Source organism: Candidatus Izemoplasma sp., assembly GCF_982632705.1.
The window spans coordinates 39,410-61,066 of record NZ_CEXEES010000003.1; the positions used below are offsets into that span (position 1 = coordinate 39,410).

General features: G+C 31.5%; 26 protein-coding genes and 1 other annotated feature (1 of these 27 running past the window's edge). Of the genes, 5 read left to right on the top strand and 21 right to left on the bottom strand.

Annotation, left to right across the window (positions count from 1 at the left end; genetic code table 11):
- Window positions 1-163: a binding site (T-box leader), on the bottom strand (it extends 32 nt beyond the left edge of the window).
- The 13 genes from AC2LE6_RS00840 to AC2LE6_RS00900 form a co-directional block, all read right to left on the bottom strand.
- Window positions 158-1,159 (bottom strand): LacI family DNA-binding transcriptional regulator, encoded by a 1,002-nt coding sequence (locus tag AC2LE6_RS00840; RefSeq protein ID WP_484477338.1) that lies wholly within the window; start codon window positions 1,157-1,159, stop codon window positions 158-160. Its footprint overlaps the feature before it by 6 nt.
- 201 nt (window positions 1,160-1,360) lie before the next feature.
- Window positions 1,361-1,708, bottom strand: coding sequence for a 50S ribosomal protein L19 (gene rplS, locus AC2LE6_RS00845; protein ID WP_484477339.1), 348 nt, complete (start codon window positions 1,706-1,708; stop codon window positions 1,361-1,363).
- A gap of 121 nt (window positions 1,709-1,829) precedes the next feature.
- On the bottom strand, window positions 1,830-3,809 hold the full coding sequence (locus tag AC2LE6_RS00850) for an aryl-sulfate sulfotransferase (protein ID WP_484477340.1): 1,980 nt from the start codon (window positions 3,807-3,809) through the stop codon (window positions 1,830-1,832).
- Complete coding sequence (trmD, locus tag AC2LE6_RS00855) at window positions 3,802-4,494, bottom strand: tRNA (guanosine(37)-N1)-methyltransferase TrmD (RefSeq protein WP_484477341.1); 693 nt, start codon at window positions 4,492-4,494, stop codon at window positions 3,802-3,804. Before trmD ends, AC2LE6_RS00850 begins: the two co-directional genes overlap by 8 nt.
- Complete coding sequence (gene rimM, locus AC2LE6_RS00860; protein WP_484477342.1) at window positions 4,491-4,991, bottom strand: ribosome maturation factor RimM; 501 nt, start codon at window positions 4,989-4,991, stop codon at window positions 4,491-4,493. The genes trmD and rimM overlap by 4 nt, the downstream gene beginning before the upstream one ends.
- Before the next feature lie 8 nt (window positions 4,992-4,999).
- Complete coding sequence (locus tag AC2LE6_RS00865; RefSeq protein WP_484477343.1) at window positions 5,000-6,226, bottom strand: ABC transporter permease; 1,227 nt, start codon at window positions 6,224-6,226, stop codon at window positions 5,000-5,002.
- Window positions 6,226-7,011, bottom strand: coding sequence for an ABC transporter ATP-binding protein (locus AC2LE6_RS00870; protein WP_484477344.1), 786 nt, complete (start codon window positions 7,009-7,011; stop codon window positions 6,226-6,228). The genes AC2LE6_RS00865 and AC2LE6_RS00870 overlap by 1 nt, the downstream gene beginning before the upstream one ends.
- Window position 7,012: 1 nt before the next feature.
- The gene (locus AC2LE6_RS00875; RefSeq protein ID WP_484477345.1) at window positions 7,013-7,546 is read right to left on the bottom strand and encodes a GNAT family N-acetyltransferase; all 534 of its coding nucleotides are present in this window, start codon (window positions 7,544-7,546) and stop codon (window positions 7,013-7,015) included.
- Window positions 7,547-7,660: 114 nt separating this feature from the next.
- Entirely contained in the window at window positions 7,661-7,909 is a 249-nt protein-coding gene (locus AC2LE6_RS00880) for a KH domain-containing protein (protein ID WP_484477346.1), read from the bottom strand.
- A 9-nt stretch (window positions 7,910-7,918) separates the two neighbouring features.
- Window positions 7,919-8,173 (bottom strand): 30S ribosomal protein S16, encoded by a 255-nt coding sequence (gene rpsP, locus AC2LE6_RS00885; RefSeq protein ID WP_484477347.1) that lies wholly within the window; start codon window positions 8,171-8,173, stop codon window positions 7,919-7,921.
- A 79-nt stretch (window positions 8,174-8,252) separates the two neighbouring features.
- Window positions 8,253-8,480 (bottom strand): DUF2129 domain-containing protein, encoded by a 228-nt coding sequence (locus tag AC2LE6_RS00890; RefSeq protein ID WP_484477348.1) that lies wholly within the window; start codon window positions 8,478-8,480, stop codon window positions 8,253-8,255.
- 12 nt (window positions 8,481-8,492) lie between these two features.
- Complete coding sequence (locus AC2LE6_RS00895; RefSeq protein WP_484477349.1) at window positions 8,493-8,873, bottom strand: YlbF/YmcA family competence regulator; 381 nt, start codon at window positions 8,871-8,873, stop codon at window positions 8,493-8,495.
- 54 nt (window positions 8,874-8,927) lie between these two features.
- Window positions 8,928-9,113 carry a (2Fe-2S)-binding protein gene (locus AC2LE6_RS00900; RefSeq protein WP_484477350.1) on the bottom strand — a complete coding sequence of 62 codons (186 nt, stop codon included), beginning with the start codon at window positions 9,111-9,113 and terminating at the stop codon, window positions 8,928-8,930.
- Between the two features lie 167 nt (window positions 9,114-9,280).
- Between AC2LE6_RS00900 and AC2LE6_RS00905 the strand changes: the two genes are divergently transcribed.
- Genes AC2LE6_RS00905 through AC2LE6_RS00915 form a run of 3 tightly spaced genes read left to right on the top strand, consistent with a single transcriptional unit; the run spans window position 9,281 to window position 12,010 of the window.
- Window positions 9,281-10,573, top strand: a complete 1,293-nt coding sequence (locus AC2LE6_RS00905; protein ID WP_484477351.1) for a cytochrome c biogenesis CcdA family protein — start codon at window positions 9,281-9,283, stop codon at window positions 10,571-10,573.
- 10 nt (window positions 10,574-10,583) lie between these two features.
- Window positions 10,584-10,868, top strand: a complete 285-nt coding sequence (locus AC2LE6_RS00910) for a hypothetical protein (protein ID WP_484477352.1) — start codon at window positions 10,584-10,586, stop codon at window positions 10,866-10,868.
- 5 nt (window positions 10,869-10,873) lie between these two features.
- Window positions 10,874-12,010: a cysteine desulfurase family protein gene (locus AC2LE6_RS00915; protein ID WP_484477353.1), complete on the top strand. Its 1,137-nt coding sequence runs from the start codon at window positions 10,874-10,876 to the stop codon at window positions 12,008-12,010.
- Window positions 12,011-12,015: 5 nt separating this feature from the next.
- Here AC2LE6_RS00915 and AC2LE6_RS00920 read toward each other — a convergent pair whose 3' ends face one another.
- From AC2LE6_RS00920 to AC2LE6_RS00935, 4 genes are read right to left on the bottom strand one after another with little or no spacing between them, the layout of a single operon-like run.
- Window positions 12,016-12,711 (bottom strand): pseudouridine synthase, encoded by a 696-nt coding sequence (locus AC2LE6_RS00920; protein ID WP_484477354.1) that lies wholly within the window; start codon window positions 12,709-12,711, stop codon window positions 12,016-12,018.
- Complete coding sequence (locus AC2LE6_RS00925) at window positions 12,708-13,496, bottom strand: class I SAM-dependent DNA methyltransferase (protein ID WP_484477355.1); 789 nt, start codon at window positions 13,494-13,496, stop codon at window positions 12,708-12,710. The genes AC2LE6_RS00920 and AC2LE6_RS00925 overlap by 4 nt, the downstream gene beginning before the upstream one ends.
- Window positions 13,497-13,550: 54 nt before the next feature.
- Entirely contained in the window at window positions 13,551-13,793 is a 243-nt protein-coding gene (locus AC2LE6_RS00930) for a UPF0223 family protein (RefSeq protein WP_484477356.1), read from the bottom strand.
- A complete protein-coding gene (locus AC2LE6_RS00935) occupies window positions 13,793-14,923 on the bottom strand; it encodes a 6-phosphofructokinase (RefSeq protein WP_484477357.1) in 1,131 nt (376 codons plus the stop codon). The genes AC2LE6_RS00930 and AC2LE6_RS00935 overlap by 1 nt, the downstream gene beginning before the upstream one ends.
- 163 nt (window positions 14,924-15,086) lie before the next feature.
- Here AC2LE6_RS00935 and def point away from each other — a divergent pair, with 163 nt between their 5' ends.
- Window positions 15,087-15,677, top strand: a complete 591-nt coding sequence (gene def / locus AC2LE6_RS00940) for a peptide deformylase (protein WP_484477358.1) — start codon at window positions 15,087-15,089, stop codon at window positions 15,675-15,677.
- 9 nt (window positions 15,678-15,686) lie between these two features.
- Window positions 15,687-16,340: a fructose-6-phosphate aldolase gene (gene fsa, locus AC2LE6_RS00945; RefSeq protein ID WP_484477359.1), complete on the top strand. Its 654-nt coding sequence runs from the start codon at window positions 15,687-15,689 to the stop codon at window positions 16,338-16,340.
- Between the two features lie 39 nt (window positions 16,341-16,379).
- Here the strand turns inward: fsa and AC2LE6_RS00950 are convergent, their stop codons facing one another.
- The 4 genes from AC2LE6_RS00950 to AC2LE6_RS00965 all read right to left on the bottom strand — a co-directional run.
- Window positions 16,380-17,336, bottom strand: coding sequence for an arsenic resistance protein (locus tag AC2LE6_RS00950; protein WP_484477360.1), 957 nt, complete (start codon window positions 17,334-17,336; stop codon window positions 16,380-16,382).
- A gap of 96 nt (window positions 17,337-17,432) precedes the next feature.
- Window positions 17,433-20,081 (bottom strand): cation-translocating P-type ATPase, encoded by a 2,649-nt coding sequence (locus tag AC2LE6_RS00955; protein WP_484477361.1) that lies wholly within the window; start codon window positions 20,079-20,081, stop codon window positions 17,433-17,435.
- Window positions 20,082-20,175: 94 nt separating this feature from the next.
- Entirely contained in the window at window positions 20,176-21,027 is an 852-nt protein-coding gene (locus AC2LE6_RS00960) for a DUF1295 domain-containing protein (protein ID WP_484477362.1), read from the bottom strand.
- On the bottom strand, window positions 21,014-21,657 hold a 644-nt coding region (locus AC2LE6_RS00965; RefSeq protein ID WP_484477363.1), incomplete at its 5' end, for a TMEM164 family acyltransferase. The genes AC2LE6_RS00965 and AC2LE6_RS00960, both read right to left, overlap by 14 nt.

Below are 21,657 nucleotides of genomic sequence, written 5' to 3' on the forward strand. Positions count from 1 at the left end.
TAATTCTAGATTTCTCTAGCACTTAATGATTGTAACGGAATCACCGTCCATACTTTGCATATAGAAGCTCATAAGTGTATAAATATAAACCACATCTTAGTTTTCACCAACCACTAAGTCTCTACAATGTTTTATTATATTCTCTCTTAATCAACGCTTATAGTGTTGTTTTTCTTAATACTATCGAATGAGGAAGTTTTACAATTTTCTCATCAACTTGTTCTTTATTCATTAGTTTTGTTAGTAATCTCATTCCAACAGCTCCCAAATCATAGATAGGAACATCAACACAAGATAATTGTGGTCTAGCTAATCTAGCGTACTTCGTATTTTGGAACCCTGCTACACCAACATCTTTAGGAATACTAACTTCATTTTCAAATGCAACATTCATAAATGAAATTGCAATACTATCTCTAACTGCGATTACTCCGTCAACTTCGTTATCTTTGAAGTATTCGTTGAAGTGCTCTGTGTTAATCGATATACGTCCACTAGTTCTCATGATTTTAGATGGAAGTTTTGCCTCTTCAACTGCTCTTAAGTATCCAGCTTCTTTTAGATCATTAACCATATATTTTCTTACAGTAGAAACCATATAAATATTTTTTCTACCTTCTTCTATTAATTTCTTCGTGATTTCATATCCAGCTCTCTCATAATCGATAGATACACTTGGTATCTCGTTATCTTCTGGATAGAATGTATTAGTTAACACTACTGGAATTTGATATGTATTCTTAATTGTTTTTAAGAAATCATATTGTGGCTCTGTAATTTCATCATTCAAATATAAAATACCATCAACTTGCGCTGCAATGATTTCTCTTAAGATATCTTCTTCTGAAGCATCTTCACTCTCTAAAATATAAAGTAATATTGAATACTTATATACTCTTGCGATATCTGCGATACCGTTCATCATTTCTGCGATACTAGCACGTGTCATATCAGGAACTACAACTGCAACAGTTGTACTTTTTCTAGATGCCAATCCTTTTGCAAATGCATTTGGTTTGTATCCTAATTCCTCTATAACTTTTAGTACTCTTTCTCTCGTTTCTGGTTTTACTTTTTCTGGATTATTAATTGCTCTTGATACAGTTGCTAAAGAAACTCTAGCTGCCCCAGCTACATCATAAATAGTCGCTTTACTCATAAAAAAGCACCTTCTTTCATCATATTGATTATAACATATATGAAAATGTTTTCAATATATTAACTCATATTAATGAAAAGTTTTCATAGTTTTGTGCAATGTGCATATTATAAATGATTATATTGAGTAAAATAGTAATAATTTCATTGGTTTATGCATTGTTTTCAGTATAGAAAAAAGACACCTAATAGGTGTCTTTTATTATCTACGCTCTTTGATACGAGATTGTTTAGCAGATAACCCTCTGATATAGAATAATCTAGCTCTACGAACTTTACCTCTTCTAAGTACATCGACTTTTTCTACTAATGGTGAATGGATTGGGAATGTTCTTTCAATTCCGATTCCGTAAGACACTTTTCTAACTGTGAAAGTTTCACTAATTCCTCCACCTTGTCTTTTGATAACTAACCCTTCAAATCCCTGGATTCTTTCTCTGTTACCCTCTTTAATTTTTACAGATACTTTAACAGTATCTCCAGCTCTAAATTGAGGAACATCAGGTTTTTGATATGATTGAGTTAGATCTCTTAGTAATTGCTGAGACATGATATCAACTCCTTTTAATTAACTATTGCTCATAAGGATTCTCCAAAGCGGAGCAAAGTGTGTTTAAGCTTTACAGCGTTTGTAATTATAGCATAGGAATACATAGAAATCAATAGTTATTTTAATCAAATGTAACGTGCTGATACGTATTATATTCGACATTGTTCACAACTAGATAAATTTCATATTCTCCTTCTAAGTTTGTTTCATTTATATAATAAGTTAGTTCTCGACTATCTCCAATAAATGTACCCAAACACATTGCTGTATAAGCAGTGTTTGAAGTTGGTATTTGGTATTGGAAATCAATATTATTTCTTAATACGATGTATATCTCATCATTTCTATCAAATGTTCCATTTACAACTAAACGATCTTTTTGTTTAACAAATGATATATTAAATTTTAAAGGTACAGTTTCCAAGAAATTAAAATTCAAGCTTAGTTCATCATAGTTTTTAGGTGTTTCTGCAAGTTCTCCAAATGAAACAGGAGTACCTGTATAATACGTTGTTGCTTCTGTATACAAAGATGTGTGTAGAGCTTGATAATAGTTATCATCTATCTCTAAGTGGTACTTCACAATCCCTGATTCAACCTCATAGGTATTTGAGTACATTCTTACTACACCATCACCATTATATAATGGCGCAGGAACGTTCAACGTTTCACTATTTACTTCACTATGTCCTCCACTATGAATCATATAATTGTTTGGTCCTAAGTATTGTACATTCGAGATGTATGGTGAATAGAAATTTGATCCCAGTTCTTTACCAAATTGAAATGTCTGTTCAATTGTCATTCCGAAACCATCAACAACATACATAACTCCTCTACTATATGAATCTTCAGCATTTACATAGTTTTCACTGAATTTCGATTTGTTATTTCCATTGTCAAAAATGAAAATTCCTTCTTCTGTATATATCGCTCCATGTTGCGCGTATTGCCATTCGAAGTTTTCTCCGATTGGTGTTAAAAAGAAATTATCTACTAATGCTTGAGACCAGTTATTCGGGTCTCCAATTATATAGTTAATCCTATTCGTTGTAAGACTGATACTTACAACGATATCTTGATGTCTACCTGACAAAATAATTGAATTGGTAGTTTCATCATAATCAATTGAATTATTATGGAACCAATCGTAAGATGTCCACATTTGAGACATACCCTGTGTTTGATCTAAAAAATGTTTTAAATCCCAGGTGTTTACTATTTCGCCTGTGGTATGATTAATTTCTATAATCATATCTTCAACTGTACCTTCAAATTCATTTGTAAGTACAAGTAAGTTATTGTTTGGTAGTTCTACTACATCATGGTGATATCCGCCAGGTATTTTGTATTCTTTATATATTTTACCTAAGTAGTCTATCTCATAAAGGCTTGTGACATAATATGGATCACTCATCAATCTATCACTACCTAATAACAAATGCCCGTTTTCAAGTAGTACTGGTGCCCAGCTAAAGTTTTCGGTAAGTGTCCATCTGATATCTCCATTATAATCAATACCAATTGGTAAACTCTGTGTAGCAGGCATTAGAATCATAATATCATCTGAAAAATATTCACTTGTTGTTTCTAGAGTTATACTTCTATTTGATTCTTCTTTAAGTGGAGATGTTTGAATCATTAATTCAGAAACAAGGATTCCTTTTTCACCTAATATATTCTCATAAATCTCTACTTTATTTTCATAGTTTGCATATAGACCATAGACTGGAATCTTATGAGATCTTGTCGCAATACTCGCAAACTCAATATTACCTTCGATTTCCTTACCATTCACAACTATTATAAAAGATTCAACTTCATCAGTTTCAAATAAAATCAATCCTGATAAAGGTGATATTTGATATGGATTCAAAACAAAGAATGGATGTTCTTCATCATATATTCCTGCTGAATACTCTAATAAAAACTCATCTTCTAAAACTTCTTGAATATCCAAAATGTAATCTTCTTGGATGACAGCTGTAGTCGAAGGTTTCAAAAATCCAAAAATCAAGAATCCAATCAATGTTGATACTACGATTACTGTGGGTATAATGATAATTAAGTTTTCTTTTAAAATACTAATATACTTATTCATTTTTCCCCTCCTTATATTTCTTATATAAGTCTGGACGTACTTCTTTGGTTTTTTTAAGAGATTGGTTTAATCTCCACTCGTCAATTAATTTATGATGCCCGTTTACTAAGACTTCAGGAACTTCTTTTCCCATAAATTCACGTGGTCTTGTGTAATGGGGATGTTCTAATAAATCATTATTAAATGAGTCGTTGATATGAGATTCATCTTTACTGATAACATCTGGTATAACACGAGTTATACTATCTATTAAAACCATTGCGGCAAGTTCTCCACCAGTTAATACATAATCTCCTATACTAACTTCCCAATCAAAATAATCTCTAATTCTTTCATCATAACCTTCATAATGTCCACAAAGAATTATGATGTGATTTTGATTAGATAACTCATATGCTTTTTTCTGTGCAAACGTTTCTCCTTGAGGAGAAACGATTATTTTTAAAGCATCTTGATATCCATCTATTGCCGTTAAAGCAGAGTAAACAGGCTGAACACTAAGCACCATTCCTGCTCCACCACCGTATGGATAATCATCTACTTTTTTATGTTTTGAATCAGTGAATTCTCTGAAATCAATAACATTGATTTCAACCAATTCATTTTTAATAGCTCTTGCCATTATTGATTCTGTTATGAACCCATGAAACATGTTTGGAAATAAGGTTAGAACATCTATCCTCATAACAATCCCTCCATTTCATGGATGTAAATTTTTCTGTTTTCTTTATCTACTTCTTTAATGAAGTGTTTTAAAAAAGGAACTAGGGCTTGTTTTTTATGCTCTCTTCTAACAACAAGCATTTCACCTTGAGGTAATTCTCTTACTTCAAATACAACACCTTCAAGTTTATCTGAATATACTTCCATTCCAATCAACTCATCAAAGTAAAACTCATCATCTGGTAATTCGTGTTTTTGATCACTGGTCATGAATAAGCCTGACCCTTTGTATTTTTCAACTTCATTTATATGATTGAATTCTTCAAAATCAATGTGTTCTACTGTTTTTACTGATCTGAAATTCTTTACGGTAACTTTAATATATTCATCCTTAAAATAGATATAAAGGGTATTACCTTTTTTATATCGTTCATTTTTAAAGTCTGTGAATGATTTTACCTTTAAAGTACCTTTTAGTCCGTGTGTATTTGCTACTACACCAATTTTGATTTTTTCCATATTCTCACCTATTTACTAAACATTATTGTTTCACTTTGGAACAAGCGATTTAAGATGTATATAAATATACTAACATAAACCAAACTAGAAATGATTGTTAATAAGAAATGTATTCCAACCACTTCAAATGATAAAATTGCAATAATCATATTAACACTACTATATACAGGAATCAAATACGTTATCAAATCCGTGCTTCCTTCTCCACTAAACATTGTAGAGATACCGATCATCACACTTATAAAGTAGAACGGTAAGATTAGAGTAGATGCTTCTTTTATTGTTTTAGCATATGCACTTATAACACTTATTAATCCAACAATGACAAGTACTGTTACAAATATTATACCTAGAAGCATTAAATATTCATTTATAGAATAAATACTATAAACAGGAGTATTTCCTTCTAGTTGTCCTCCAAGAAGTTTCGGTAACGATAAGATAATACCAATAAAACTTGATATGGCACTCATCAATGATATAACGCTTAAACTCATTACTTTACCAATAGCAATTTCACTTCTTTTAACAGGTGTAACTAACAGTGTTGCGATAGTACCACGTTCTTTTTCACCAGCTATACTATCTGGTCCAATACTCATTGCACCACTAAATAAAAACATAATAATAAGCATAGGTAGTAACATACTTAATCCTTGTCCGATCCCTTTGTTTTCATATTGAACAACAAATGGTAATCCATCATTTGATGCATTAAATGTCGCTATATCATAAGGCTCTCCATAACGATCAGGGTCTGTTGCCTGAGCATGAAAGAAGCTATTTAAATATCCGTAGAACTGTCCTAGCGAGTGTTCACTATAACGCTCTCCAGGATTAAAATACACATCCAAATTCGGTAATGTATATATTGGATTTTCATAATCATTCAAGGTTGTCATGAAGTCTTCATCAAAAAGAATAACCAAATCAATATCGCCTTCTTTTAGCATTGACATCACGCTATCAATATCTGTGTCTCCTATATCGTGCATTTCAGGGTTTGCAAGTATTTCCTGATTCATATATAATCTGAAATCCTGTGGCATGTTTTCAGTATAAACAATCATTTTATGACTGTCCATTTCGTCTGAATTATTATTGATTGCACCACCCATTGCTGTGTACATTAAATATATAGCTAATCCAGGTAGTAAAATTGTAGTAAAGATTAACCTTTTGTCACTCATTACTCTATAAAACTCTTTTTTGAATATTGTTAGAATATTCTTCATTATAATTCACCTCTAAGTTCTTCATCTTGAATCAACTTAAAGAATAACTCTTCTAAGTTCTCTTCTTTATTTTCTGATAATACTGTATTTAATTCATCGCACACTTTCATTTGCCCATTTATAATGATTCCAACTCTATCACATAACTTTTCAACAACGCTTAAAATATGCGTTGATAGGATAACTGTTTTCCCCTGATCTTTCAAACTCAATAAATAGTCTGTTACTGAACGTGCAGTTAACACATCTAGACCATTTGTTGGTTCATCAAATATGACGAATTTTGGATCATGAACTAAACTAATAGCGATACTAGTTTTTTGTTTCATACCTGTTGATAAATCTCCGACTTTTACTTCTTGGAATTTATCAATGCCAAAGCGAGAAAACAATGATTGTCTTCTTCTCTCTATTTCATCATCTTCAATTCCGTGTAATCTACCAAAGTATGTGAATAAATAGTTTGGTGTAAAGTGGTCTTCAAGTTTCAATTCACTTGTTAGAAACCCTATTTTACCTCTTACATCAAAGCTTTCATCTACTACACTACTTCCACCAACAAAAACATCACCTTCATCAGGTTTAATAAGTGTTGAAATGATTCGTAAGCATGTAGTTTTTCCTGCCCCATTAGGACCAAGTAAACCGAAAATCTCACCAGGATATGCAGTAAATGACAAATCGTTTACCGCAATCTTTGATTTTGCATCAGTTTTTTCTAGTTTTCTTTGTTTCTTACTTAGTTTAAATGTCTTAGTGATATTTTTTATTTCTAATGTATTCATTTTATTCCTCCAAAAGTAATCCCATTTGTCGTAAATCTATATATTTGTCATCAACAAAGAAACCATCTTTTCTTATGCCTTCTGTTTTGAATCCATATTTCTCATATAGATGTATTGCACCTGGGTTATCATCACGTACTTCTAATTCTATTTTATGTTTCTTCAATAGTTTTGCTTTTATAATTATTTCTTTCATTAGGAAAGATCCTATACCCATGTTGTTGTAATCTTGTAATACTGAGATACCAAAAGATACTTTATGTTTTAATCTACTCAATGAACTACCATGTATTCCCGCAGTAGCTATTAAAAGGTCATTGTGAAAGACTAAAAACATTGATTCATCATTGCTTTTTAGTACTCTTTGTATAAAGTTCTCTTCTTGTTCGATTGTCATTGTGAACTCGTGTGGTTCTCTAGTCAAGTTTTTTGATTCCTTATTCACTTTTTCGAAGTATTTGAGTAGTTGTGAAGCATCTTTAATAATAGGTTCTCTTATCTCTATTTTCAAGCCATTAGGTAAAATGTTTTTCATCCGTCCACCTCCTAGATAAATTATACTACAAATACCAATATAATTAAATACGGATTTACGTCATATATGTCTTATATCTAGATAAACAAAAAAAGACCAGAATTGGTCTTTTTTTTAAAATGAATCAATATTTATTGTAATTTTCTTACCTTCTCTTGAAGCGCTCGCATATGCGATTGTTCTAATAGCGTTAGCTATTCGTCCGTTCTTTCCTATTACTCTTCCAAGATCTTCTTGGTTTACCATAATTTGGATAGTAAGCATTTCTGCATCTTCTGAAAATTTTTCAACTGATAAATCATCAGGATTTACAACTAATGGCTTCACAAGATCTGTAATTAGTTTCTCATAATTAACTGCCATGATTGCCACTTAGTTTTCTTTTTTGTTGATTCCGGCTGTTTTGAATAAGTTTTTAACTGTATCAGTTGGTTTAGCACCTTCTGATAACCATTTGCTTGCTTTTTCTACATTGATTTTGACTTCTGCTGGTTCAGTAGTTGGATTGTAAGTACCGATAATTTCTAAGTATCTACCATCTCTTTTTTGTCTTGAATCAGCTGCCACTAATCTATAGAAAGGACGTTTTTTCGAACCGTATCTTTGTAATCTTAATTTTACTGCCATAATTTGTTACCTCCTAAAGTTATTAACCTAATTGAGTATATCACTCTTAATATGTCGTGTCAAGTAATTTTACTGTACATTATAATTCTAGCTGATACTCTTCTGTATCTAACATTGATTCTTCAATTTTTCTAACTAGTTTTATTTCTTTTAATTGCTTAATTTTATCTTCGATTTCATCTTCATTCATATAAAGTACAGCGTACTTCTTTTTCTTTGTGAAGTACATAATAGTCCCAACCTTCTCTATATGCTTAAGTGCTTTGGGGTTTCTAAAGTATACTATTACACTTTTTCTTTTTAACATTAGTTTCTCTCCTTAATGCTTATTAACTAATCCCAGTTCATTGGGATGTTTAATTTTATGCGATATTGTATTTGCGATTTCTTTTGATATATTGTTTAAAACTTTTTGAATTTGTCTCTCACAGTTTTTATACTCTTTTATTATATCATTATTATACAAGTTTTCTTTTGCATCTTTTAACTCTATTTGAACTTTCTTTAAATCCGGATGATGTTTCCCATATTTTGAAACCTCATCGTATTTAGTTTTCACTCTATTGAATACATCTACAAGGGTAGAAATACTTTTTGATTCTTTCATTTGCTTGTTCAGTTCAATCATTCTTATATATATTGGTAGATTCTTTATCTCGTCTACCAAATCATATGTCTTATTCAATAATTCTAGATTCATATTATCACCTATATACAGTATAAGGAAGTTGTGTTTTTTAAGCAAGAAAAAAGACTATTTACTAGTCTCATTTAGTAATTCAATAAATATTTTCTCACTATTTTCAGTACAGGGAGGACATTCAGTCCCGATATTAGTTTTGTCTTGTAAGTCCTTAAATGTTTTGATCCCACTTTTGATTGCATTCTTAATGTCATTTGTTGATACGTTGAAGCATTCGCAAATTACTTTATTTTCCATTATTGCACCTCTTTTTAAGAACAGTTTATCATATAAACTAGTTTAATGTACCATATTCTAATTAGTGACTACTATTTTATAATGTAAGTATATTTCCTACTTTAATTGACTATGTAATGTATTAGATTTATAATTATATTGATATTATATAGAAACGAGTGATTTAGATGAAGAAAATGACAGCAATATTCTCGATTATCTTAACAGTTTTAATCGGTATAACTATATTGAATGTAGAAACTGTACAAGCTGCAGATGAGAATGGTACTATAGTTTATTTTTATAGCCCTGGTTGTTTGGGATGTCAATCCTTAATAGGTGGGAACTTCTACTTAGAAGATAATGAAAATGGTGAGTATGATAAAACTCATCAAGACTATAATGAAGATGATGATTACATTAAAAAAATCAAAGATGAAGGAATTCATATTATTTATATAAATGTCGATTTAGTTGGAGAAGCATATATTATTCCAGATAATGTTGTGTTTGACGGAGATACACCAACAATCGGTGACTTACAATTTCAGTTTAATGAAAGATATGAGGTTCCAAGTGAAAAGAGATTTACACCAATAATGTATGCTGGTGATCAATATTTTTATGATCACGAAATTATTGAAGCATTCGATGGTGAAACAAACGAATTATTTGAAAAAGCAAAAATGGATTTATTAGAAGTAAATGTAACAGCTGGAGAAAACTGGCAAAATATTCAGGGATTCTTTGGATTTCTTGGTGTATTAGGTGCAGGGTTCTTAGATGGATTTAATCCTTGTGCGATAGCGTTGTTGTTAATGTTTATATCATTGGTTGGATTCACAGAAAACAAACGTGTTTTAATCGCTGTAAGTATTACATATATAACTACAATGTTCTTAACCTATTTCTTAATTGGTGTTGGAGTATTAAGTGTCCTTGAGAAATTCTCTCAATCTTCTGGACTAGCAGAGATTGTATCCTGGGTTATATTTATCCTCGTTAGTATATTCTTTATAGCCAATATGTATGATTTTATTGTCAGTAAAAAAGAAGAGTATGGTAAAGTGAAAAATCAACTACCAAAATGGATCAAAAGAATGAATAGAAGAATTATGGGAACCTTCGCAAAAGCAATGAATACAGAAGGTGAAAAAGGAAACTTACTTAGAGTTATTGGACTTACATTTGTGTTAGGTTTGGTAATGAGTTTAACTGAATTTTTATGTACCGGTCAAATATACTTGGGTATCCTAGATGGTGTAAGATACTTTAAATCTTTTTATGGATATATTGCCCTGTTTGCATATAACTTAATGTTCGTTCTACCTATGATTGTAATCGCAATTTTTGCAATAAAAAGCGAAAGTATAATGGGTGTCAGCAATTGGATTAGAGAACATTTACATATTATAAAACTATTTAATGCATTACTATTCTTAGCGATAGCAGTATTTTACGCATTTAGATTATTCGGATAGGTGATGAAGTATGAAACAAAAAGTAATAATTAGAAATGGTGAAGATGTTGTTTACAGTGGTAAACTGCAAGATCTGCCTTTAAAACATGAATACATAATTCAAAGAAGTATAGAATTGTTTGATGATGATGATCCATGTATTATCCATCAATCATACGTTGTAAAAGATTTCGCAGATAAATTATTGGATGTTCTAGAAAAGACTACAAGATTAAGCATGGGCGATAATTACAAGTTATACGCAAATTTAAAACTAGGTAATATAAAGGATTTAACTATAGAGTTATTGGGGTGATTTTGATGAAGGTCTATTTAGACAACGCATCAACTACTAATGTTAGCAAAGAGGTCTATGAAGCAATGAAACCTTATTTCAAAAAGGAATATGGTAATCCTTCAAGCCTTCACAACAAAGGAATAAGCAATCGAAAAGTAATAAATACATCTCGCAAAACTATTGCGAGTTTATTGCATTGTAATCATAGGGAGATCCACTTTACAAGTTGTGGTTCTGAATCGATAAACTGGGCATTGAAAGGTCTTGCTTTTAGTAACAATATAAAAGGTGAGATAATCACTACAAAAGTAGAACACCACGCAACACTTCACACAGTTGAATTCTTAGAAAAAATGGGATACATTATCCATTATTTAGATGTAGATAATGAAGGTTTCATCAACATAGAGCAACTAAAAGAATTAGTTAATGATAATACCTTGGTGGTTTCTATCTTAATGGCAAACAATGAGATTGGTACAATTCAAAATATGTCAGAAATCGCTGATATTTGTTCTGAAGCTTCAACATATCTTCATGTAGATGCTGTTCAAGTTGCATGTCATAAAGACCTAGACCTAACTGAGTTGAACGCAGACCTTGTCAGTTTCAGTGGACACAAGTTTCAAGCACCTAAGGGTATAGGGATGTTGTACATTAAAAAAGGTACAAAAATAGAAAACCTTATACATGGTGGTCAGCAAGAACAAGACCATCGTGCTGGTACTGAAAATGTACCATATATAATAGGTATTACAAAAGCATTAGAGATTGGTGTAAATCAATTAGGAATGTACGAGGAATCACTTAATAAATACGCAAACTATTTCTTAAAAGAACTAGATAACGCAAAGATTGAATACATTCTAAATGGTCCTCCAATTGGAATTGATAGACTTCCAGGAAATCTTAACCTGAGTTTCAAAGACTTAGATGGAAGTGATATCACATACTACCTTAACAAAAATGGAATCTATGTTTCTACAGGAAGTGCTTGTGATAGTGAAAGCATCGAAGCATCTCATGTTCTTCAAGCGATAAATGTTCCAAAAAATTATATTGATGCTTCCCTTAGGTTCTCTATCGGTATTCAAACATCATTTGATGAAGTTAAATATGCAGTTGGTAAGCTAATTGAAATAATAAATGAGTTAAAATAAAAAGACTATTCAAATAGTCTTTTTTTATTTTCATCTACTTCTTCATATCTTCTAACTTCAAGATCACCAAGTTCTATATCTCCAATTGATACTCTTTTAAGATAGGTAACTTCACTTCCACAATGTTCAACCATTCTTTTTACTTGATGGAATTTTCCTTCTTTGATTGATAAGAAGAATGATTTTTCATCAATTGCCTCAACCATTGGTGGGTGTGGAGTATATGGAAAATCTTTCCCATCCAATAATTCCATTGGTTCTAATAGTTTATTGATATCAAACGTCTTTTCTACCTCAACAAGATACTTCTTAAAAATATTCTTGTTTGGTGAAATAATATTATGTAGTAATGAACCCTTATTTGTTAAAAGTATTAAACCTTCTGTATCTATGTCTAATCTTCCAGCAATATGAAGATCAAATCTAGAGTATGGTTCACTAATTAAATCAAAAATGGTTTTATGCAGTTTATCATGATTTGCACTAACATATCCTTTTGGCTTATGAAGTTTCAACAATACTGAATCATTGTAATACACTTCATTGTCATCAAAAACAACTTTGTCCTTCATAGGATCTATTTTGATTGATGGGTCTTTGTTTACTTCTTCATTTACTATACAGTATCCCTTTTTAATTGCTTTAGAAACATCTTTTCTGCTTCCGTATTTTAAATTACTTAAAAATCTATCTAGTCTCATTTTATTCTCCTACATAAGAAGCAAAGAGTTTCCGATTCGGCAAAATCTTTATTTCCCATGGTATCACTAAATACTTCCATGATTTCGAAGTTGTTATCTTTTAGTAATACATCCATTTCTTTTATATTATAACACTTATCGTAATTAAAGAACTCTTTTTTTGATTTTCCATCAATTACAATGTGTCTCATTACTAATCTCAATTGGTCATACAATACTGTTTGTTCCAATATATCTGCTTTTCCTTCTATAAAAAAGCCGTTTACCTCACTTCTCCTTGAATATGATTCTGACTGACCTTCAAAGAAGTGGTCACTCATTACATCGAACAAGAATAATCCATTATCCTTAAGAGACTCAGATATATTCTTTAAAGTGTGGACTTGAGCATAAGGGGATAGTGCACCAAAATCACAATAAATCATTTGAATGAAATCGACCTTAGTTTTTAAATGATCTTTGGTATAATCCAACACTTGATAATTAATCTTTGTATTTCGTTTCTTCGCATACTCAATTGAGTTTTTAGATATATCTATTCCATAAACCTCATATCCTTTAGTATCAAGAATATTTGTATATAATCCTGGCCCACATCCAAAGTCTGCGATTTTGGATTGCTTACCAACTAGAGTTTCTATGAAATCACATGTTTTTTTAATTGTTTTTGGTAATCTTGATGCTAGATTATTATTTTGATCCAAATGAGCTTCTAGCAACTTCTTGCTGATATATGGATCTGTCCAAAACTCTATTGTACTTGTTTTACTATATGGAGTAATCATTATATCACCTCATTTTAAGTATAACACAATAAAAAAGACCTTGTTAGGTCTTTCCTATTGCAATTTCTTAATAGTGTTGTATATTGAGTAACCTGATACTTTCAAAAAATCCCTGTCAATTTTTTTCTCTAAAGATACACTGTTTACAATCTTACGATATACATTGTACTTTTTTAGTACCAAGCCCTTATCAATCTTCTGTTTTTCGTTGATGTCTTCTATTAATGATAAAAATTCAATTATAATTACTACTTCTTCTTGGTTAAATAGTTCAAAATCAATTGGGTAAGTATACATTACAGTTCTCCGAATGAAATACCAATCGCTTTAGCTGCTTGTACGTATTGTCCTTCTGGATCTACTGTTTTTCCTCCACCTTTTGATGTTTCTCCAACTGCTCCCCCACCAACTACTTCTTCTAATGGGATTGAAGTTATCTTACGTCCTTTTAATTGGACCATTCTTCCAGCTCCACCGTTCATTAATAAATCAACAGCGTTCACACCGAATAATAATCCTAATGCTCTATCAAACTGGCTAGTAATTCCTCCACGTTGAATATATGCTAAATTCGTATAACGAACTTCATGTTCTGGAATTAATTTTTGAAGTTGATTGGTAATTACTTGCCCAACCCCTCCAAAACGTACACTATCTGCAGAGTCTTCAACTAATTCTCTAATTGTTTGTTCTCCACCTTGTTCTTTTGCTCCTTCACTAACAACAATGATAGTAAAGTTTCTACCAAATGCATCACGCTCACGTACTTTTTCAACTACAGCGTTTATGTCATAAGGAATCTCAGGTAATAAGATAACATCAGCAGAACCTGCTAATCCACCTTCTAAAGCTAACCAACCACTATTACGTCCCATTACTTCAACAACCATTACTCTATCATGAGAGAATGCAGTTGTATGGATTTTATCTAATGCATCAGTGATTGTTTCTAAAGATGTATTGTATCCGAATGTCACATCTGTAGCTGGTAAGTCATTATCAATAGTTTTTGGTACTCCAACAACTGGAACACCTTTTCTATAGAAATCTCTAGCACTAGTTAAAGTACCGTCTCCACCAATTACTATCAATGCGTCAACACCTAGTCTTTTCATGTTTTTTACTGCTTCGTCACTTACGTCTTTGTATTCAATTGTACCGTCTTGTTTTACACTTCTGTAATTAAATAGATTATCTTTATTTGAAGATTTCAAGATTGTTCCACCTTCATGCATAATCCCTGATACAGATTTTAAACCAAGAGGTCTATGTGTATTACTGATTAGTCCGTGATATCCCTTAGTAAATCCTACTACTTCAACACCGTATTTCTTAACAGCAGCTTTTGTTATACCGTTAATTACAGCATTTAATCCCGAGCAGTCCCCACCACCAGTTATGATACCGATTTTTCTAATTTTATTCATAAAATATATACCTCCGTTTTAATGTCATATTTATTATACGTGAGTTTGTAGCAATAGTAAACTAATTTACTAGCACTGAAAACGTTTTACTTTCACATAAATACTGACTTCTTTCATTTTTATATATGTTAGGTTAGTGATATAATGTATTTGAGGTGATATTATGCTTACAATGAAAGACATAATCCGTGAAGGTCACGAGACATTATTATTAAAAGCAAAAAAAGTTGAATTACCATTATCAGCAGAAGATAAAGAAACATTAAAACTAATGATGGAGTTCTTAGTTAATTCACAAATCCCTGAGATATCAGAGGAATATGAATTAAGACCAGGTGTTGGTTTAGCTGCACCACAAATCAATATTTCTAAGCAAATGATTGCTATCCTGACAATGGATGAAAAAAATGAGAAATTATATAAAATGATTCTAGTGAATCCTAGAATAATTTCACATAGTGTACAAAAACAATATTTACCAGGTGGTGAAGGATGTTTAAGTGTCGATAGAGACGTTGAAGGACTTGTTTTAAGACATAAAAAAATAACAATTAGAGCTCATGCTTATAATCCAGATACTGAGGAACTAGCACCAATTGAATTCAAAGTAAAAGGATTTGTATCAATAGTACTACAACATGAGATTGATCATCTTAACGGAATACTATTTCCAACAATACTCGCAGACGAACCGGGTGAAGCAACACCTGTAGAATTCATTACAGAAATTGAAGAAGAAATCGAAGAAATCTAGGAGGATTTTATGAAATTATTTATCGATACAGCAAATGTAGAACATATTAAAGAAATGGCTGAATTAGGAATCATCGCAGGAGTTACTACAAATCCAACATTGATCGCAAAAGAAGGAAGAGATTTCAATGAAGTAATCAAAGAAATAACTTCTATTGTTGACGGTCCTATTAGTGGTGAAGTAATAAGTTTAGAATCAGATGGTATGATAAAAGAAGGAATTGAGATTAGTAAAATACATCCTAATATGGTTGTTAAAATCCCTTTAACTCAAGCCGGACTAAAAGCGACTTCAGAATTAACAAAACTAGGAATTAAAACGAATGTAACGCTTATATTTAGTGCCAATCAAGCGTTACTAGCTGCAACTGCAGGTGCAACTTATGTATCACCATTTGTAGGTAGATTAGAAGATACCCTACATGATGGGATTGAAGTTGTAAGTGATATAAGAGAAATATTCGATATTTACGATTTTGATACAGAAATTATATCAGCATCAATTAGATCACCTAAGCAATTAGCAGATAGTGCTTTAGTAGGTGCTCATATCGCTACAGTGCCTTATACAGTTTTAAAGAAAGCAATGGTTCATCCGTTAACTGATAAAGGGATCGAAGCATTCATGTCTGACTGGAATAAAGTATTTGGAGACAAAAAATAAAAGGACTCTTATGAGTCCTTTTTTTATATGTTAAGCAATTTATTTCTTATAAAGTTTCTCTGCTAATCTAACATTCCAAGCTGCAATTTGAACTTGTAGAGTATAAGCAAGTGCAATAAGCAATGTGATTTCGAATGACTTAAATGCACTAAGTGCAATTGCCAGTGCAACACTTAAACTTCTAACAAGCGTTCCATTTGATAATGCAATACCATCTTCTCTATTGAAAAATAATTTTGCTATTCCGAGTGACACAACAACAAATGAAATATACATCAGAATAAGTGGTACTAAGATATCTATCAATATTGCTGGATTCTGAATCAACTTATCGGCTTTCAAGCTCATAGCCACAAATATGATCAAAACAACACCAAGTATACTTACAAGTGGAAACTTAGGTTTAATCTTTGTGTTAAATACCTCTTCAGTATATCTTCTCTTTAAAATTATTTGTGTTAGATATGCTGCGATAAGTGGTAACAAAATCACTACAATTATTTGAATAAATATTTTTAGCATAGGTACATTAACTGCTTCACCTAAAAATAATGTAATGTATAACGGAGATAAAACTGCACCCATCAATAATCCAATCACAACCATTTTAATTGCGGCATTTACATTTCCTTTTGCCATAACTGTCCAACTTATTGTCATACCCGAAGTTGGTAATAGCCCGATAATCAATAATCCTAATCTTAGAAAAGGTTCTTCTCTAAAGAACAACAGACCCAATCCAAATGTAATTAATGGAAATATAATGAAATTAATGATTTGTGTCGTAACTTGCAACTTCACATTCATTTTCCCAAAGATAGACCCTAGATTCAATGTAACCATCATTGGATAAACAAGTACAAACGTTAGTGGTAAGATAGTTACACTAAGAAATGAGAGATCGATATTCGCCCCAATCAAAACTCCTAATGACATTGCAATCAATATAGATATTATTAGATTTTTTTTAATCCATTTTAGTATGTTCCAAAACATGTTATCACTCCTAATCAATGCTATTATATCAAATAGTTTGTACACAAACAATACATTTGCAAATTATAATAAAAAAAGTCATAAGAATATGACTTTTTATTTAAACATTTTTGCAAGTTCACCACCGAATAATGGTATGAAACCAAGTCCGAATGCTAGTAAATAATGAAGAGGTTCAATTGAAACGTTTGTATGGAATAATGTGTTTACTCCAGGGACAAATAACACTACTGCCAATAATGCAAATCCAAATATCGTAGAATAGTTAATTAACTTGTTCTCAAATATTTTCATTTTAAATATTGTTAGGTGTTCTGATCTAGCACTATAAGTACGAAGTAGTTCACCTGTAATAATAGTTATAAATGCAAATGTAGTACCGATATCTGTTACCGTACCAAACACTGTATTTGGACTTACAATGTAGTTCCCAATATAGAATGAAAGTAATACTGCACCAGCTAAGAACACTGATTGGAATCCAATTGCAATCCCCATCTTTTTATCAACAATATTTGCTTTTGGATCTATCGGAGGATTATCCATGATACCCTCTTCTTTTTGTTCAAGACCAAGTGCAAATGCAGGGAAACTATCTGTTACTAAATTTATCCATAATATTTGAATTGGAATAAGTGGACTACCCATCCCAAACAACATTGCTACAAATATAAGTAATACTTCCCCAACATTACAAGATACTAAATACCCAACGAATTTCCTTATATTACTAAATATAACTCTACCTTCTTCTACTGCTTCAACAATTGTAGTAAAGTTATCATCCATTAAGACCATGTTTGCTGCTTCTTTGGAAACATCTGTACCAGTGATTCCCATCGCAACACCTATGTTTGCTTGCTTTAAGGCAGGTGCATCATTGACACCATCACCAGTCATACTAGTAATCTCACCAGTTTCTTGAAGTGCTTTAACAATCATAACTTTATGATTTGGAGAAACTCTTGCAAATACATTGGTTATTTTTACCATATCAAGCAATTCAGGGTAACTTAAATCATTAAGCTCTTCCCCTGATAATGCATTTTCTCCGTCTTTTAATATTCCTAATTCTTTACCTATTGCAGTTGCAGTAATCTTATGATCACCTGTGATCATAACAACACGCATTCCTGCTTTATGACAGATCTTAATTGCCTCTTTTACTTCTTCTCTTGGTGGATCAATTATACCAACTAGACCAGTAAATATCAGATCTGTTTCTTCGTCTTTCAATTCTCCATACTCATCTAATTTCTTATAGGCAAACCCAAGTACTCTTAGAGCATTTCTTGCCATACCTTGATTAGCAAGTTCAATCGTTTTAACGAATTTGTCATCCATGTTGTGAACTTCACCATCTAGTAAATAATACTTACACGCTTTAAGTAATTGATCTGGTGCACCTTTGGTTAGTAAATGTTTTTCTGAATTGATGGTGTGAAGTGTAGACATAAGCTTACGATCACTATCAAATGGAAATTCATCTACTCTTGGAAAATCTTTATTCATTTTATTTTGTAGCATTTTATTTTTTGCTGCCAATGTAACCAATGCCAACTCTGTAGGATCACCAATCAATGAATCTTTTGTAATAGAAGAATCATTACATAGTACTCCTATTTGAATAAGTTTATCTATATTTCCGCTTTCACCTATTATCTCGCCATCGAAATTGTAACCTGTACCTGTAACTTCAATGATTTTATTATTGTCAAACAATCTAGTTACAACCATTTTATTTTGTGTCAATGTCCCAGTTTTATCTGAAGATATAACTGTTGTAGAGCCTAAAGTCTCTACTGCGCTTAATTCTTTCACAATGGCATTCTTATTTGCCATCTTTCTCATCCCAAGAGCTAATACCACCGTTATTACAGTAGGCAATCCTTCAGGAATTGCAGCAACAGCTAAACTAACACTTATAAGGAATAAATCTAGTATATCAAATCCCCATAGAAGTCCAACACCAAATATCATCACAACAACAACAATACTTATCGTACCAAGTAGTTTACCCAGCTTGTCAATTTTCTTTTGTAGAGGAGTCATTTCATCGTCCACTTCATTCAATAATGATGCGATATTTCCAATTTCAGTCTCCATACCTGTATGGCTTACTACACCATATCCACGACCATATGTTACTATCGTTGACATATACCCCATATTTAGTCTATCTCCAATTGGAGTTTGCTTTTTTAGTTCTAATCTACAATCTTTGTCAACTGGAATAGACTCTCCAGTTAAAGCAGATTCATCAATTTTTAGATTAATTGTCTCAATCAATCTAATATCCGCAGGAATATAATCTCCAGCTTCAATAAGAATAATATCACCAGGTACCAGTTCTTTTGAGTCTATGTTTTCTAGTTGTCCATTTCTAAGAACCTTAGCACTTGGAGCACTCATATCTTTTAATGCTGCAACTGCACTAGTCGCTTTTCTTTCTTGAAACACACTTAAGCTTACATTTAAAACAACAATCGCAATAATAAATAAACCATCTGTTAAATGCCCACTTGCTATAATGCTAATAATTGCTGCTACTATCAATAATATATTTAAGAATTGTGTTAATTCTCCAACTATCATATGCAATAAGGTTTCTCCACCTTTTTCTTCAAGATGATTCTCACCATATTTTTCTCTTTGCTCAATAACTTGCTCTGTTGATAATCCGGTTGATCTATCAACGTGAAATGTTTCTAATACTTCTTCTATGTTTTTATCGTAACCATTCATTACTTTCACTCCTTCACATTGTCCTTATTATTATACTTGGTTTTTATTGTTTTAACAAGCGTCATATATGTCCATAAAAAAAGCGCAAAATGCGCTATTTTTTTCTAATAAAAAATCTTGGTACTGTATTCATTACTTCTTGATAATCTGGTTTATTGCTTAGAAGCTTTTTCTCCATCGCAGGGACACTATAGAAATTAAATAATATCAACATTCCTACCACTCCTATTAATGCGCTTAGATAGAAACCAGCAGCTAAACTTGAAACATAAACTCCAACCCAGAAGAGAACCTCTCCAAAATAATTAGGATGTCTAGAATACTTCCATAATCCAGAACTGATAGAACTGTTTGAGTTGTACTTTTTGAATGCTCTTCTCTGCATATCACTGAAGAACTGTATCATTGCTGCAAACAGCATAATCACTACTCCAATATAAAGATATACTCCATATATAACACCATTCATCAATAAAACATATGCAGGATAAATACTAATGAATACAATCATTGTTGGAAATAGATGAATACCAAAAAAACTAACTATCCAGTACAGTTTTCCAAATTGGTTCCTGAATCCAACATATCTGAAATCTTCATGTGTAAATCCTTTAAAATCAATCCACCAATTCCTAGTAAGTCTAAATGCCCAAAAGAAAACACCAAAGAATAATACACTTGTCTCTAAATTAAAACTAGATAAGCTTGATATCCAAACATAAAGTATAATCGGAGGCACAATGCTCCAATATGGATCATATAAACTAGAGTTGTTTAGTACGATACTAAACATAAATATGAATAGTGTAAATACAATATCACCAATCAACGTCGAAACCAATAAAGTTTCACCTTGCTCAATCATTGCATTTGTAGATATAAAGAATAGAATAATACCAATAACATAAATACCAACAGTAATTGCTAGTGATTTACTCCTGTTCATCGTTTTTCACTAACAAACAAGTAATGCCATGGAATATGAATACTACCAAGAATCCGACTAAGACCATAACAATTGTGTATAATATAGGACTAATGTCTAATATAAATTTGAATGGTGAACCAGTACCTTCACGTAAAAGCATATAATCTTGTTTGAAAATCATATTCACAATCATAGCCATAACCATAAATATAAATGTAACTATAAATGCTTCTTTAATTTTTATAAGTTTGATTCTATAAAATCCACTTCTTAATATATATACCGGTCCAAAAATCATTAAACCATGATATACAAAGCTTAAATATGGTAAGAAATTATCTTTTGATAATGTCCAAGTTAACTCTCCACCTATAATATTTGAAGGATAAAGTAAAGCAATCAAACCACCAAATAATACAGTTGCATATGCAGCTGGTAAAACGAATTGAATCACCTTTGGATTTTTCGCAAATGCTAATATTGGAAATAGATATAAAGGTAAACTACATAAGTGGAACGGCAAGTGATTCATTGGATAACTGCCATTGTCGATTGAAATATAAATAAGTTTTATTGCTTCTAATCCAAGTAAACCAAATGTAACAACTAAAATCACAATCCTAAATGGAGCTTTCTTTTTCTCAATAA

What these genes read in the sequence shown, in the direction of transcription:
- AC2LE6_RS00950 (WP_484477360.1), bottom strand. Translation starts at nt 17,336, where the DNA reads ATGTTTTGGAACATACTAAAATGGATTAAAAAAAATCTAATAATATCT.
- AC2LE6_RS00910 (WP_484477352.1), top strand. Translation starts at nt 10,584, where the DNA reads ATGAAACAAAAAGTAATAATTAGAAATGGTGAAGATGTTGTTTACAGT.
- AC2LE6_RS00930 (WP_484477356.1), bottom strand. Translation starts at nt 13,793, where the DNA reads ATGTATACTTACCCAATTGATTTTGAACTATTTAACCAAGAAGAAGTA.
- AC2LE6_RS00900 (WP_484477350.1), bottom strand. Translation starts at nt 9,113, where the DNA reads ATGGAAAATAAAGTAATTTGCGAATGCTTCAACGTATCAACAAATGAC.
- AC2LE6_RS00850 (WP_484477340.1), bottom strand. Translation starts at nt 3,809, where the DNA reads ATGAATAAGTATATTAGTATTTTAAAAGAAAACTTAATTATCATTATA.
- rimM (WP_484477342.1), bottom strand. Translation starts at nt 4,991, where the DNA reads ATGGAAAAAATCAAAATTGGTGTAGTAGCAAATACACACGGACTAAAA.
- rplS (WP_484477339.1), bottom strand. Translation starts at nt 1,708, where the DNA reads ATGTCTCAGCAATTACTAAGAGATCTAACTCAATCATATCAAAAACCT.
- AC2LE6_RS00905 (WP_484477351.1), top strand. Translation starts at nt 9,281, where the DNA reads ATGAAGAAAATGACAGCAATATTCTCGATTATCTTAACAGTTTTAATC.
- AC2LE6_RS00955 (WP_484477361.1), bottom strand. Translation starts at nt 20,081, where the DNA reads ATGAATGGTTACGATAAAAACATAGAAGAAGTATTAGAAACATTTCAC.
- AC2LE6_RS00935 (WP_484477357.1), bottom strand. Translation starts at nt 14,923, where the DNA reads ATGAATAAAATTAGAAAAATCGGTATCATAACTGGTGGTGGGGACTGC.
- def (WP_484477358.1), top strand. Translation starts at nt 15,087, where the DNA reads ATGCTTACAATGAAAGACATAATCCGTGAAGGTCACGAGACATTATTA.
- AC2LE6_RS00865 (WP_484477343.1), bottom strand. Translation starts at nt 6,226, where the DNA reads ATGAAGAATATTCTAACAATATTCAAAAAAGAGTTTTATAGAGTAATG.
- AC2LE6_RS00960 (WP_484477362.1), bottom strand. Translation starts at nt 21,027, where the DNA reads ATGAACAGGAGTAAATCACTAGCAATTACTGTTGGTATTTATGTTATT.
- AC2LE6_RS00925 (WP_484477355.1), bottom strand. Translation starts at nt 13,496, where the DNA reads ATGATTACTCCATATAGTAAAACAAGTACAATAGAGTTTTGGACAGAT.
- AC2LE6_RS00895 (WP_484477349.1), bottom strand. Translation starts at nt 8,873, where the DNA reads ATGAATCTAGAATTATTGAATAAGACATATGATTTGGTAGACGAGATA.
- AC2LE6_RS00875 (WP_484477345.1), bottom strand. Translation starts at nt 7,546, where the DNA reads ATGAAAAACATTTTACCTAATGGCTTGAAAATAGAGATAAGAGAACCT.
- AC2LE6_RS00870 (WP_484477344.1), bottom strand. Translation starts at nt 7,011, where the DNA reads ATGAATACATTAGAAATAAAAAATATCACTAAGACATTTAAACTAAGT.
- AC2LE6_RS00880 (WP_484477346.1), bottom strand. Translation starts at nt 7,909, where the DNA reads ATGGCAGTTAATTATGAGAAACTAATTACAGATCTTGTGAAGCCATTA.
- AC2LE6_RS00915 (WP_484477353.1), top strand. Translation starts at nt 10,874, where the DNA reads ATGAAGGTCTATTTAGACAACGCATCAACTACTAATGTTAGCAAAGAG.
- AC2LE6_RS00840 (WP_484477338.1), bottom strand. Translation starts at nt 1,159, where the DNA reads ATGAGTAAAGCGACTATTTATGATGTAGCTGGGGCAGCTAGAGTTTCT.
- AC2LE6_RS00920 (WP_484477354.1), bottom strand. Translation starts at nt 12,711, where the DNA reads ATGAGACTAGATAGATTTTTAAGTAATTTAAAATACGGAAGCAGAAAA.
- trmD (WP_484477341.1), bottom strand. Translation starts at nt 4,494, where the DNA reads ATGAGGATAGATGTTCTAACCTTATTTCCAAACATGTTTCATGGGTTC.
- fsa (WP_484477359.1), top strand. Translation starts at nt 15,687, where the DNA reads ATGAAATTATTTATCGATACAGCAAATGTAGAACATATTAAAGAAATG.
- AC2LE6_RS00890 (WP_484477348.1), bottom strand. Translation starts at nt 8,480, where the DNA reads ATGTTAAAAAGAAAAAGTGTAATAGTATACTTTAGAAACCCCAAAGCA.
- rpsP (WP_484477347.1), bottom strand. Translation starts at nt 8,173, where the DNA reads ATGGCAGTAAAATTAAGATTACAAAGATACGGTTCGAAAAAACGTCCT.